Source organism: Streptomyces fragilis, assembly GCF_003112515.1.
GTDB lineage: Bacteria > Actinomycetota > Actinomycetes > Streptomycetales > Streptomycetaceae > Streptomyces > Streptomyces fragilis.
Window position 1 is genome coordinate 1,817,111 of record NZ_BEVZ01000002.1, and the last position, 12,387, is coordinate 1,829,497.

At 74.9% G+C, this 12,387-nt stretch carries 15 protein-coding genes; 6 read left to right on the forward strand and 9 right to left on the reverse strand.

The features are described from left to right. Position 1 precedes the first annotated feature (1 nt). The 6 genes from egtC to Sfr03f_RS09690 all read right to left on the reverse strand — a co-directional run bounded on the left by egtC (position 2) and on the right by Sfr03f_RS09690 (position 5,237). Positions 2 to 799: an ergothioneine biosynthesis protein EgtC gene (gene egtC / locus Sfr03f_RS09665; RefSeq protein WP_108953226.1), complete on the reverse strand. Its 798-nt coding sequence runs from the start codon at positions 797 to 799 to the stop codon at positions 2 to 4. Next, a complete protein-coding gene (gene egtB, locus Sfr03f_RS09670; RefSeq protein ID WP_108953227.1) occupies positions 799 to 2,208 on the reverse strand; it encodes an ergothioneine biosynthesis protein EgtB in 1,410 nt (469 codons plus the stop codon). Before egtB ends, egtC begins: the two co-directional genes overlap by 1 nt. After that, positions 2,205 to 3,497 carry an ergothioneine biosynthesis glutamate--cysteine ligase EgtA gene (egtA, locus tag Sfr03f_RS09675; protein ID WP_108953228.1) on the reverse strand — a complete coding sequence of 431 codons (1,293 nt, stop codon included), beginning with the start codon at positions 3,495 to 3,497 and terminating at the stop codon, positions 2,205 to 2,207. Before egtA ends, egtB begins: the two co-directional genes overlap by 4 nt. A gap of 331 nt (positions 3,498 to 3,828) precedes the next feature. Further along, positions 3,829 to 4,290, reverse strand: a complete 462-nt coding sequence (locus Sfr03f_RS09680) for an iron chaperone (protein ID WP_108953229.1) — start codon at positions 4,288 to 4,290, stop codon at positions 3,829 to 3,831. A gap of 121 nt (positions 4,291 to 4,411) precedes the next feature. Then, the gene (locus Sfr03f_RS09685; protein WP_108953569.1) at positions 4,412 to 4,822 is read right to left on the reverse strand and encodes a VOC family protein; all 411 of its coding nucleotides are present in this window, start codon (positions 4,820 to 4,822) and stop codon (positions 4,412 to 4,414) included. 202 nt (positions 4,823 to 5,024) lie between these two features. Continuing rightward, positions 5,025 to 5,237: a hypothetical protein gene (locus tag Sfr03f_RS09690; RefSeq protein ID WP_108953230.1), complete on the reverse strand. Its 213-nt coding sequence runs from the start codon at positions 5,235 to 5,237 to the stop codon at positions 5,025 to 5,027. A gap of 399 nt (positions 5,238 to 5,636) precedes the next feature. Between Sfr03f_RS09690 and Sfr03f_RS09695 the strand changes: the two genes are divergently transcribed. Beyond that, complete coding sequence (locus tag Sfr03f_RS09695) at positions 5,637 to 5,843, forward strand: DUF4287 domain-containing protein (protein WP_108953231.1); 207 nt, start codon at positions 5,637 to 5,639, stop codon at positions 5,841 to 5,843. Here Sfr03f_RS09695 and Sfr03f_RS09700 read toward each other — a convergent pair. Further along, positions 5,770 to 6,675, reverse strand: coding sequence for a helix-turn-helix transcriptional regulator (locus Sfr03f_RS09700; protein WP_108953570.1), 906 nt, complete (start codon positions 6,673 to 6,675; stop codon positions 5,770 to 5,772). The two genes, Sfr03f_RS09695 and Sfr03f_RS09700, sit on opposite strands and share 74 nt — an antisense overlap. Before the next feature lie 346 nt (positions 6,676 to 7,021). Here Sfr03f_RS09700 and Sfr03f_RS09710 point away from each other — a divergent pair, with 346 nt between their 5' ends. The 4 genes from Sfr03f_RS09710 (at position 7,022) to Sfr03f_RS09725 (ending at position 10,529) form a co-directional block, all read left to right on the forward strand. Then, on the forward strand, positions 7,022 to 7,525 hold the full coding sequence (locus Sfr03f_RS09710) for an anthrone oxygenase family protein (RefSeq protein ID WP_108953233.1): 504 nt from the start codon (positions 7,022 to 7,024) through the stop codon (positions 7,523 to 7,525). Positions 7,526 to 7,829: 304 nt separating this feature from the next. Continuing rightward, the gene (gdhA, locus tag Sfr03f_RS09715) at positions 7,830 to 9,167 is read left to right on the forward strand and encodes an NADP-specific glutamate dehydrogenase (protein WP_108953234.1); all 1,338 of its coding nucleotides are present in this window, start codon (positions 7,830 to 7,832) and stop codon (positions 9,165 to 9,167) included. 199 nt (positions 9,168 to 9,366) lie between these two features. Continuing rightward, positions 9,367 to 10,215 (forward strand): TIGR02452 family protein, encoded by an 849-nt coding sequence (locus Sfr03f_RS09720; protein WP_108953235.1) that lies wholly within the window; start codon positions 9,367 to 9,369, stop codon positions 10,213 to 10,215. Beyond that, positions 10,212 to 10,529 carry a hypothetical protein gene (locus Sfr03f_RS09725; protein WP_108953236.1) on the forward strand — a complete coding sequence of 106 codons (318 nt, stop codon included), beginning with the start codon at positions 10,212 to 10,214 and terminating at the stop codon, positions 10,527 to 10,529. Before Sfr03f_RS09720 ends, Sfr03f_RS09725 begins: the two co-directional genes overlap by 4 nt. Positions 10,530 to 10,660: 131 nt before the next feature. On the opposite strand, the gene Sfr03f_RS09730 is transcribed toward Sfr03f_RS09725, so the two are convergent. Continuing rightward, positions 10,661 to 11,047, reverse strand: a complete 387-nt coding sequence (locus Sfr03f_RS09730) for a hypothetical protein (protein WP_108953237.1) — start codon at positions 11,045 to 11,047, stop codon at positions 10,661 to 10,663. Between the two features lie 142 nt (positions 11,048 to 11,189). Between Sfr03f_RS09730 and Sfr03f_RS09735 the strand changes: the two genes are divergently transcribed. Further along, positions 11,190 to 11,741: a DinB family protein gene (locus tag Sfr03f_RS09735; protein ID WP_108953571.1), complete on the forward strand. Its 552-nt coding sequence runs from the start codon at positions 11,190 to 11,192 to the stop codon at positions 11,739 to 11,741. A 17-nt stretch (positions 11,742 to 11,758) separates the two neighbouring features. On the opposite strand, the gene cpt is transcribed toward Sfr03f_RS09735, so the two are convergent. Further along, complete coding sequence (gene cpt / locus Sfr03f_RS09740) at positions 11,759 to 12,280, reverse strand: chloramphenicol phosphotransferase CPT (RefSeq protein ID WP_108953238.1); 522 nt, start codon at positions 12,278 to 12,280, stop codon at positions 11,759 to 11,761. Between the last annotated feature and the right edge of the window lie 107 nt (positions 12,281 to 12,387).

The following is a 12,387-nucleotide window of genomic DNA, read 5'->3' on the forward strand; positions in this document are numbered from 1 at the left end:
TTCAACGGTGCGGGCTCCGGACGTCCGCGCCGGCCGGGGGCCGGAGGCCGCCGGAGCCGTCCAGCGGGGTGAGCAGCACATCGGTGCGGGTGGCCGCGAGCAGCGTCCGGTCCGGGACCTCCCGCCACCGGGGGTCGTCGTCGTACGGCTCGGACGCCACGACGGTGGGGCCGCCCGGCTCGGCCAGGTACCACAGGGTGTCCCCCCACGCCGTGGCGGCGATCGTGTCGCCGCCGGTGAGCAGCAGGTTGAGCCGCGAGCCGGGCGCGGCGGCCGCCACGTCCGCGACCGCCGCGGCCAGCGCCCGCCCGGCCTCCTCCCCGGCCCGCAGCCGGTGCAGGACCAGGGCCCAGACGAACGCCGAGTCGGTGCGCGCCTCCAGCTCCAGGAGCCGGGCCGGCGGCAGCCGCGCGGTGAGCGCGGCCATCGAACCGGGCCAGCCGGAGACCGCCCCGTTGTGGCTGAACAGCCACCGCCCGGCGGCGAACGGCGCGGCGGCCGCCTCCCCGTCGGCGCCCGCCTCGGTGGCGTCCCGCACGGCCGCCAGCACCGCCCCGGAGCGCACCACCCGTGCCAGGTCGGCGAACGAGGGGTCCGCCCACACCGGCCCGGACCTGCGGTACCGGGCGGGGACCGGGTCGCCGGGTGCGTACCAGCCCACCCCGAAGCCGTCCGCGTTGACCGTTCCGTAGCGCTGCCGGCGCGGCTCCCAGGACTGCCGGAACAGGCTGTGCGGCGGATCGACCAGCACCCGCCCCAGCGGCGCCCGGGGCCCCAGGTAGGCGAGGTGCCGGCACATCAGACGGCGCCCTCGCCGAACGGGCCGCCCGGCGGGACGCCGTCCCCGGGCACCGGCCGCTCCGCGCGTGCCGACCGCGCGGTGCGGAAGCCGGAGAAGATCTGCCGCCGCACCGGGTAGTCCCAGTTGCGGAACGTCCCCCGGCAGGCCACCGGGTCCACCGCGAACGAACCGCCGCGCAGGACCTTGTACTTGGAGCCGAAGAACACCTCGGAGTACTCCGGGTAGGGGAAGGCGGAGAAACCCGGGTAGGGGAGGAAGTCGTTCGCCGTCCACTCCCACACGTCGCCGATCAACTGCCCGACGCCCAGCGGGGACCGGCCGGCCGGGTAACTGCCCGCGGGCGCCGGACGCAGGTGCCGCTGACCGAGGTTGGCGCGCTCCTCGGACGGGTCCTCGTCACCCCAGGGGTACCGGCGGGAGCGGCCGGTGGCGGGATCGTGCCGGGCCGCCTTCTCCCACTCCGCCTCCGTCGGCAGCCGCCGCCCCGCCCACCGGGCGTAGGCGTCCGCCTCGTACCAGCTCACGTGGACCACCGGCTCGTCTGGCGGGACCGGCTCCGTCCTGCCGAACCGCCGCCGCAGCCACTGCCCGCCCTCCCGCCGCCAGAACAACGGGGCCCGCACGCCCTGGGAGCGCAGCCGGGCGAAGCCCTCCGGACGCCACCAGCGGGGCCGGTGGTAGCCGCCGTCCTCCATGAAGGCGAGGAAGGCCGCGTTGGTGACCGGGGCGGTGTCCAGGTGGAACGGCGCCACCTCCACCACGTGCGCGGGCCGTTCGTTGTCCAGCGCCCACGGCTCGTCGGACGTCCCCATCACGAACGGTCCGCCGGGGACCAGGACCTCGGCGGGCCCCCGATGCGCCGGCGCCGGATCCGGGTCGGCAGCGCTCAGCACGGCGGGGCCGCGCCGCAGCTGGTGGGTGATCAGCATCGTCTCGTCGTGCTGCTGCTCGTGCTGCGCGACCATGCCGTAGGCGAACGCCGCGTCGACGAGCGGCGACCCGTCGAGCGAGGCCGCGTCCAGCAGGTCCATGACCCGGCCGCGGACCTCGGCGGCGTAGCGCCTGGCCTCGTCGGGCGACAGCAGCGGCAGCGACGGCCGCTCCGCGCGCGGGTGCTCGAAGGCGTCGTACAGGCCGTCGATCTCCGGCCGCAGCGCCTCGTGCCCGCCCACCGCGCGCAGCAGCCACTGCTCCTCCTGGTTGCCGACGTGCGCCAGGTCCCACACCAGTGGCGACATCAACGGGGAGTGCTGGGCGGTCAGTTCGTGGTCCTCCACGCAGGAGGTCAGCAGGGCGGTGCGCTCCCGGGCCGCCGCCAGGGCCTTCGCCGCGCGCTCCCGGGCAGCCTCGGCTGAACCGGCGCCGCCTGCCGTGCCGCCGGTGCCGCCGGTCGTGCCGTCGGTCATGAGGAGAGCTCCTTCCCCTGCCGCAGGGCGTCCAGCAGGTCGTCGGCCGGACATCGCCCGCGGGCGACGTACCGCTCGGTGAACTCCCCGACCGCGTCGATCACCGCGGTGCCGGCCCCCAGCCGGGGCAACGCCTCCAGCGCGGCCGCGAAACAGACGGCGGCGGCCTCCCGCAGCTCCGGGTCGGCCAGGGCGTGCCGGGCCGCGCCGGTCCACAGCGGATTGTGCGGCGCGGGCAGCGGCCCGCACCGCTCGGCGAGCGGCTTCACGGCACGGAAGGCGGTCTCGGCGGCGGCCAGGTCGTCGAAGAGCGCCGCCGCGACGGCGAGGGGCACGGTCCAGCCGTCCTCGCCCGGCTGGGCGTCGAGCATCCGCAGCTCGAGGAAACCGCGGGGCCGCACCGGCGGGAACAGCGTGGTCAGGTGGTACTCGAGGTCCTCCCGCCGCGGTCCCTGCCCGCTCGCCGCGCCCTGGCGCAGCCAGTCGCGGAAGGTCGTCCCGTCGGGCACCTCCCACGGGCCGACGGTCCGGCGGCGGCACATCAGCTCCGCGTCCAGTACGTGCCGCGTCCAGGCCGCGCGGGGCTCCGCGTCCAGCGGGGGACCACCGGCCCGTGCCGCGCCGATCTCCGCCCACCGCAACTGCCGGGTGGACCGCCAGCCGGTGGCGCGCCGCTCGACCACGGGGGAGTGGGCGAAGGCGGCCAGCAGCACCGCGCCCAGCAGGTGCGACATCCGCCAGCGCCGCACGTGCCCCAGCGGGCCCGGCTCCTCGAACCCGGCGTCCAGGTTGACCTGGACCGACGCCGAGGTGCACATCATGGCCCGGCCGGCCGGACCCGCCCGGTCCAGGCTGCGCTCCATCGCGTCGTACCGGGGCTCCCGCAGGAAGCGTCGCGGCGCCTGCCAGGGGTCCAGCCCCATGCCCGCCAGTGTCAGGCCCTTCTCCCGCAGCATGGACCGCACCGTCGCGAGGTCGGCGCGCATGGTCTCCACGCACTCGCTCAGCGAGGCCGCGGGCCGGGAGCTCAGCTCGATCTGGCCGCCCGGCTCCGCGGTCAGGAGCGAGCGCACCGGCAGCCCGGGCAGCGCCGCGTGCGCCGCCTCCAGCCGCTCGGGAGCGACGGTGGTGCGTGGATCCTCCAGGTCGTGGACCAGCCATTCCAGTTCCACGCCGAGCAGCCGCGGCGGACCGGTCCTGAAGCAGATGCCGTGGACCAGCGCCTCGGCGCCGGCCTCGGACAGCACTTCTCCGGGCCGCGCCGCCGCCGTCCCTGTCGCCTCGGACATGCCGGGGTTCTCCCTCCTGAGAGAGTCGACGCCGCTGGCCTCCCACCCAAGACCCTGACACGGAAGGACACAAGGGCGCACCTCGGGAGCCAGGGGGCGGGAGCGGGCGCAGGTGGCCGGAATCACGCTCACGGACCGCTAACAGCAAGAAGCGGCGCGCGTCACGGAGTGATCGGCGGGGTGGCACCGAGCGGGTCCGGCGCTGAGAGGGCCCGGCGCCGAGCGGGGGTGGTGCCGAGCGGGGCCGCGCAGAGCGGGGGAGGGCCGGACGCGCGGGAGGGCCGGGCCCCGGGGGCACCCCGGCCGGCCCGGCCCTCCCGCGACGTCGCTGTCAGCCCGCGGCGGCCCCGCGGACCAGTTCGGCGAGCCGCGCCTCGATCTCGTCCGTGAGCCGGGTCAACGCGTACGCGGTCGGCCAGAAAGCGCCGTCGTCCAGGGCGGCCACGTCGCTGAAGCCGAACTCCGCGTAACGGGAGCCGAACTTCCCGGCGGCCTTGAAGAAGCAGAGCACCTTGCCGCCCTTGGAGTACGCGGGCATGCCGTACCAGAGCCGGGGGGCGAGCTCCGGGGCGGCCTCGCGGACGATCTCGTGGACACGGGTGGCGAGGAGCCGGTCGGCCTCGTCCATCTCCGCGATCTTCGCGAGGACCTCGGCCTCGGGGTCGGCCTTGGCGCCGCCGCGGCGCGAGCCCTTGCGGACCTCCTTGGCGCGTTCCTTCATCGCGGCGATCTCCTCCGCGGTGAAACCCTCCTGCGCCTCGTCCACCGTGACCGCCGCTCGTGTGCTCTTCATCGCGTTCCCCTCTCGCGCCGCCTCGCCGGGACCACCGGTGTGCCGGGTCCTCCGTGCCGCTGTGTCTCTCACGCTAGGCGCGCGGGGTGCGCGGTGGCTTCTCGAAAACTGACCGGTCCGCTCAGCGGATCTCCTTCACCCGGATCAGGTTGCCCGCGGGATCGCGGAAGGCGCAGTCCCGCATCCCGTAGGGCTGCTCCGTCGGCTCCTGCACGACCTCCCCGCCGCCCGCCCTGACCTTGTCGAAGACGGCGTCGAGCTGACGGGTGGCCAGCAGGATCCAGCCGAAGGTGCCCTTGGCCATCATCTCGGCGATGGTGCGCCGTTCGGCGTCCGTGACGCCCGGGTCGGCGCCGGGGGGAGCCAGCAGGACGGAGGTGTCCGGCTGCCCGGGGGGACCGACGGTGATCCAGCGCATCCTGCCCTCCCCGACGTCTCCGCGGACCTCGAAACCGAGGAGGTCGCGGTAGAAGGCCAGGGAGGCTTCGGGGTCGTCGTGCGGGAGCGACGCGGTGTTGATGCTGAGGTCCATGCCGTCACCGTAGAACGGCCGGACCCGCGCCGCCCGTTGTTCGCCGATCATGCTCGGCCGAGCGCCACGGGCGGCCTCGGAGGGACGCCGCCGGGGCCTGGGCGGTGCCGGGCCCGGGGCCTGGAGAGCCATGGCGGACCGGGCGCCCGTGGTGGAGCGGACTGTCTGAGGCGGACCGGCGCGCCCGAGGCGGACCGGAGGTTCAGGGAAGCTCGGGGAAGGGTGGAGCGGCCGGGGGCCGGACGCCGTGCCCGGGGCCCCCGCCCTGCGGCGGACGGCCGGGGTGGACCTGGGGCGGAGGGCCGAGCAGCGGCGTGAGGCTGCGGTGTATGCGCTCGGCCTCACCCCGCACCTGGACGGGGATGTCGCCGCGCTCGGCGACGAGGCGGTTGTAGATGGGCGTTTCCTGGAACACAGGTCTGCTTTCGTGACGGCCTGGGGCCGGATCCGGGCGGTGTGGGTGCGGCCGGGCCGGTCACCGGCTCGGCCTGCGTCCCGCGCACCTCGCGCGGGGCGCCGTGCTGGGGGGCGGGACCAGCCTAGGCCGTAGCCGATCTTAGGGGGGTGCGATCGCGCCGACGCGACCGCCCCCGGGGCCTCCCGAGCGGTGCCGGGCCGCGGTGTGGACCGCGTGACACGGCTCACCGTGCCGACATGGCGGCGCTCACCGCGCACCGGACCGGGCATCTGCGCCACCGGTCCGTGGCACCGTGCCGGAACACATCTCCCGCGCCGGGCCGATGAGTTCGCGTGGTGCGGGCGGTCGTAAGGGATGACAGGCTTCGGCAAACCCGCACGACACAGGAGAGACCGCATGAGCGCACCCGTGAAGGGCCCCGCGAGCTACTTCCCCTCCATCGAGAAGAAGTACGGCCGTCCGATCGCGGAATGGAAGGACCTGATCCGCGCCTCGCCGCTGACCCGGCACATGGAGCTGGTCGCCTGGCTCAAGAGCGAGCACGGCCTCGGGCACGGCCACGCCAACGCCCTCGTGGCACACACCCTGGCCGAGACCCGCTGACGGCGCCGGCGGCTCGGGGGACGGGAGGGCCGCCGGTGGTCATGTCCTGGAGGCCCACCACCTGCAGCAGCCGCAGCCGGTCCTGGGACGCGCTGCCCGGACGTGCGGTGTGCACGACCAGGGAGCGCCGGCGGTCCGGCGTGAGCAGCACCTCGCAGTCCAGCTCCAGCAGCCCCACCACCGGATGCCGGAACCGTTTGACCGCGGCGCGCGGCACCGCCACCCGGTGGTCGTCCCACAGGCGGGCGAACTCCGCGCTCCTGGCCCGCAGTTCTGCCGCGAGAGCCGCCGGGCGAGGGTCTCCGGGGTGCGCCGCGGTGACCGCCCGCAGGGCGGCGACCCGGGCGCGCGCGCGGGCGGGGACGTCCTCGGGCGGGAAGACGTGGCGCGCCCCGGGCTCCAGGAAGAAGGCACGGACCAGGTTGCGCCGCTGCGGGGGACGGGAGGCGAAGTCCCCCGTCAGCGCCTTCGACACGGCGTTCTGGGTCACCACCTCGCCCCAGTCGGTCAGCACCTGCGCGGGGGCGTCGTGCAGGCGGTCCAGGACCAGTTGGAGACCGGGGGGCACGTGCTCCGCCAGGGAGAACACCCTGGGCGGCTCCTCCCCGGCCAGGTGGAAGAGGTGGTCGTGTTCGTCGTCGGTGAGCCGCAGGGCGCGGGCCAGCGCGGTGAGCGTCTGCCGGGACGGGCGCGGGCCGCGGGCCTGCTCCAAGCGGGTGTGGTAGTCCGCGGACATCCCGGCCAGCGCGGCCGTCTCCTCCCTGCGCAGCCCGGGCGTCCGCCGGCGCCGCCCGGCGGGCAGGCCGACGTCCGACGGGGCGAGCGGGCGCAGGGACGGGTTTACAACATCGCCGACGACGCCCCCGTGACGGTCCTGGAGCTGCACCGGGTGCTCGGCGAGAGGTTCCGGGCCGGTCCGCGGCCTGCCGAAGATCCCGACCCCTGGCACGGCACCGTCGGCACCGAACGCCTCCGGCGCGAACTCGGGTTCGTGCCGAGGTACCCGACGGTGTGGTCGGCCCGTGACGCGGGGGCGCTCTGAGGGCGGAGCCGGCGACCGGAGGGCCCGGACCTCCGGAGCGCCGGACCGCTCGGCGCTGCGGCCGTAGGCTCGGCGTGTCCCACCGCCGCGCGGGCACCGCCGTGCGGCCGCCGACGACATCAGGGGGGAACTCGCCATGGAGACGGCTCGTTCGGTCGTACTGGTCGCCGCGACGGTGACCACCGGTCTGGTGGCCGGTCTGTTCTACGCCTTCTCGATCGCGGTGATGCCGGGGCTGGCGAGGACGGACGACCGGACCGTGGTGCGGACGATGAGGAGCATCAACGCCGCCATCCTGAACGGCTGGTTCCTCCTCGGCTACCTGGGAGCGCTCCTGTTCGACGTGGTGGCGGTGGTCCTGCTCGCCGTGGACCGGGGCACGGACGGCGGCCTCGTCCCGGTCGTGGCGGCGACCGCCCTGTACCTGGCCGCGGTCCTGCTGACGGCGCGCGTCAACATTCCGCTCAACAACGGGCTCGAGCGGGTGGACGCGGAGGCCGGGGCGGCCGGATCTGCGGCGGCACGGAGCCGTTTCGAGCGGCCGTGGGTCCGCGCCAACCACGGGAGGACCCTGCTGTGCACGGCCTCCTTCGCCCTGCTGTGTCGGGCGCTGCTGGAACAGGGGACCGTCACCGGGTGACGGGCCCGGCGCACGCGTCGCCCCGATGGCGGTCACGGAGGCGCGACGGTACGTGTGAGGTGCGCCACCCTGGGCGACCGCTGAGCGGTGGATGGTGTCCGCCATGTGGATGCGCCCGGTGTCATCGGTGGAACCACTGGGACAATGGAGGTGCAACAACGGTTCTGCGCGTCGCGCGCACGGGCATCCCCACGTATCGGGCGGTCCTCCTCGGCGGCGTCCTCAACGGCGAGGGGAACCCTTGTGACCGCCCCCGGGACGGGGCGCAGAGATCATTCCGACCACGAGAGGTCATGGGCTGCACATGCGCGTCATCGAGTCGCTGTACGCGGAGATCCTCCGCCGCAACCAGGGTGAGACCGAGTTCCACCAGGCGGTGCGTGAGGTACTGGATTCCCTCGGCCCCGTGCTCGAGCGGCGGCCCGAGCTGGTCGAGGCGCGGATCGTCGAGCGCATGGCCGAGCCCGAGCGGCAGCTCATCTTCCGCGTGCCGTGGTCGGACGACGCCGGCAACATTCACGTCAACCGCGGCTTCCGCGTCGAGTTCAGCAGCGTCCTCGGCCCGTACAAGGGCGGCCTGCGGTTCCACCCGTCGGTGAACCTGGGCATCGTGAAGTTCCTCGGCTTCGAGCAGATCTTCAAGAACGCGCTCACCGGCATGCCCATCGGCGGCGGCAAGGGCGGCTCCGACTTCGACCCCAAGGGCCGTTCGGACGCCGAGATCATGCGGTTCTGCCAGTCGTTCATGACCGAGCTGCACCGCCACCTGGGCGAGTACACCGACGTCCCCGCCGGTGACATCGGCGTCGGCGGCCGGGAGATCGGCTACCTGTTCGGCCAGTACAAGCGCATCACCAACCGCTACGAGTCCGGCGTCCTCACCGGCAAGGGCCTCGGCTGGGGCGGCGCCCAGGCACGCACCGAGGCCACCGGCTACGGCTGCGTCCTGTTCACCCAGGAGATGCTGCGCAGCCGCGGCGGTTCGCTCGACGGCCAGCGCGTCGCGGTCTCCGGCTCCGGCAACGTCGCCATCTACGCGATCGAGAAGGCCCACCAGCTCGGCGCGACCGTGGTGACCTGCTCCGACTCCGGCGGCTACGTCGTCGACGAGAAGGGCATCGACCTCGAGCTGCTGAAGGAGATCAAGGAGGTCCGCCGCGGCCGCGTCTCCGAGTACGCCGAGGCCCGCGGCGACAGCGCCACCTACGTCCCCGGCGCCGGCCTGTGGAGCGTCCCGGTGGACGTCGCCCTGCCCTGCGCCACGCAGAACGAGCTGCACGAGGCCGACGCCGTCGCTCTGGTGCGCAACGGCGTCAAGGCCGTCGCCGAGGGCGCCAACATGCCCACCACCCCGGAGGCCGTCCGCGTCTTCCAGGAGGCCGGCGTGGCCTTCGGCCCGGGCAAGGCGGCCAACGCCGGCGGCGTGGCCACCAGCGCCCTGGAGATGCAGCAGAACGCCTCCCGCGACTCGTGGACCTTCGCCCACACGGAGGAGCGCCTGGCGGAGATCATGCGCCACATCCACGACTCCTGCCACACCACCGCCGAGCGCTACGGCAGCCCCGGCAACTACGTGGTCGGTGCCAACATCGCCGGCTTCGAGCTGGTCGCCGACGCGATGCTCGCGCAGGGTCTCATCTGACCCGAGTCCGACCCGACGTCCCCGACGCGCCGAGGCCCGGCGTCGCCCCTCCTGCGAGGGCGCGGCGCCGGGCCGTGGTCGTACGGGGGCCTCCGCTCCTCCCCGCGCGGAAAACCGGTGGGGACGTGAGGCGCGTCGCCGCTACCGTGCCTGTCCGGGGGTGGGCGCCGCCCGCCCGGGAGGAGGAACGGCACACCGGATGAGCGCACGACTGCGGGGGATCGCCCGCGAGAACGAGGCGATCGTGGCGGCGGGGTTCTACCGCACGTCCGACGGGCGCGAGGTCTTCGTCGCCGAGGCGGTGCGGGCGGCACGTGAGGGCACCCGCGTGCTGGGGCCCGGCCCGGTGCCGGTGCCGGCCGCGGAACCGGTGCGCACCCACGTCGAGGTCACCGCGGAGAGCAGCCTGGAGGCGGCGCGCCGCCTCGCCCGGAGCGGCGCGGACTCGCCGGCGGTGCTGAACTTCGCCTCGGCGCGCAATCCCGGCGGCGGCTACCTCAACGGGGCGCAGGCGCAGGAGGAGGCGCTGTGCCGGAGCTCGGCCCTGTACACCTGTCTGCTGCGCGCCCCCGAGTACTACGAGCACCACCGGGCCGATCGGGACCCGTTCTACTCGGACCGGGTGATCCACTCCCCGGCGGTGCCGGTCTTCCGCGACGACCGCGGCCGTCTGCTGGACGAGCCGTTCTCCGTCGGCTTCCTCACCGCCGCCGCGCCCAACGCCGGTGTGATCGCCCGCAAGGCCCCCGACCGTGCCGCCGAGGTCCCCGCCGCCCTGGCCTCACGCGCCGGGCGGGTGCTGGAGACGGCGGCCGCGCACGGCTACCGGCGGCTGGTGCTGGGCGCCTGGGGCTGCGGGGTCTTCATGAACGACCCGGCCCAGGTGGCCGAGGCCTTCCGCGTCCTCCTCGCTCCCGGCGGGAGGTTCGAGGGACGGTTCGCGCACGTCGTGTTCGGCATCCTCGACCGGACGCGGGACGCCACCACCCGCACGGCCTTCGAGACCGCCTTCCGCGACCTCGCTCGACCGGGCAGGGTGTCCGCATGAGCAGCAGTCGCCCGCCGCAGGACTCCACCGACCCCGTCGACGTCAGCGCTCTGGCGGTCAACGTCACCGTCCCGGAGGCGCTGCGCTGGACGGACGTCCGGCGCGGGCAGGAGTTCACCCTGTCCACGCTCAACATCCGCCTCCTCCCGGACGGCACCCTGGCCGCGAAGGCATACGGCCGCCCGACGGCGGGCGGCCGCGGCGCCTACGTCTCGTTCCCCGTCCCGGCCGACCGGCCCGAACTCACGGCGCTGATCGCGGCGGCCGCGACCCGCGCCGGTGAGCTCTGGACGGGCCACCGCGGCCCGGGCTGACCCCGGGGCCGCGGCGCGGGAGCGCTGCCGACGCGGCACGCCCCGCAGGGCACCGCCGCGGGGCGCACCCGTCCAGGACGTGCGGGCGGTCAGCCCGGACGTGCGGGCTGACCGCATGGCCGGGCGGGCGGTCAGCGCCCGAAGCGCACGCTGTTGAAGACGAAGCCCTTGGGCGCCTTCTGCCCCGGTGTCATGCGCTGGGAGGCCCCGCCGCACTTCTTGCCGGCGTAGACGGTCGCTCGGACGTTCGTGCGGTTGTGCGCGGCGCGCCCCCTCTCCGCCATGCCCAGGCACTCGCCGGTGGGCGGGTTCTCGACGTAGTACGGCAAGCCCTTGGCGCCGATCCAGTGGAACTGGCCCCTCGCGGCGGCGGCGCCCGGCGCCGCGGCGGACCCGTCGGTGGCGGAGGTGGCGGAAGCGGCCGAGGCGGCGGACGCGGTGGAGGACAGGCCCGCCGTCAGGGCGAGTCCACAGGCGAGGGCGACGGCGGAACGGCGCAGGTGAGTAAGTGATCGCATGTCGGGTGAAACGATCACGGCCGTGATCGGTCACGCCGTTGTGGACCGGCCGGAGGTCCCCGGCGACGCGGTCGCCGCCCGGGGCGGGCGCGATCCGGCCGATCCCCGGCGGGCGGACGGCGCCGCGTTGCATGATGTGGTCATGAAGATCCCGGAGCGTCGCGTCCAACTGGCCGACGGGCCCGGCAGTGGCCGCCGGTTCACCGGTCCGGCCACCGGCGGCGAACGCGCCACGCTGGTCGCGGCCCTGGACGCGCAGCGCGCCACCCTGCGGCTCAAGTGCGCGGGCCTGGGGCCGGAGTTGGCCCGTCGCTCGGTGCCGCCGTCGTCGCTCTCCCTGCTCGGACTGGTCCGTCACCTGGCCGACGTGGAGCGGCGCTGGTTCCGGGTCGTACTCGCCGGACAGGACGTCGAACTCCGCTACTCCTCACCGCGCATGCCCGAGGGGGACTTCGACGGCGCGACGTCGGCCCCGGAGGTCGTCGAGGAGTCCTGGGCGGCCTGGCACGACGAGGTCGCGTTCGCGGAGGCATGGGTCTCGGCCGCCCCGCACCTGGACGTCGAGGGCGAGGACGCCTGGCGGGGCGTCGTCTCGCTGCGCTGGGTGCTCCTGCACATGGTCGAGGAGTACGCCCGGCACAACGGCCACGCCGACCTCCTCCGCGAGCGGATCGACGGCGCGGTCGGCGTGTGACGACCGCGCGGAGCCGGTCAGCGGACGCGGGCCGCGATCGCCCGGGCGCACGCCAGCGACTCGGTGCGGGTGGTGTCCACCTCGAGGTCGTAGGCGACGCCCTGGTGCACGAGGTCGGCCTGCGACGCCGCCATCCCCGGAACGCGGTCCCCGCGGGCGATCTCCCGCCCCGAGGCGACCGCGCTGTCGCACCGCACGCCCACCCAGAGCGCGTCGAGGCCGCCCAGCGCCCTCAGCCACCGCTGCTGGGACTGCGCCCCGCCGAGGAAGACCTCGTCGACGATCACCCGGGCGCCCGCACGGGCCATCGTCACGATGCCCTCGGTCCAGGCCGCTTCCAGTTCCCGGAACTGGGCGCCGACCGTCACCTCGCCGTCCGCCCCGAGCACGATCCCGTCCTGCGAGGACCGCATCCGCGCCGGCAGCGCGTCGACGAACGAGTCGCAGCCGAAGGTCAGCCACGGATCGGGCAGCACGGACTGCAGGCACCGGACGATGCCTGACTTCCCGGCGCTGGAACCGCCGTTGAGAATGATCATTCGAGTGTGCACCGCGCCACCCTAGAGCGCCCCCGCGCGGGACCGCACCACCATTCGGACGACGCGCCCCGCGGGAGGGAGAGGTGGGCGGGCGGGGCAACCGCGGG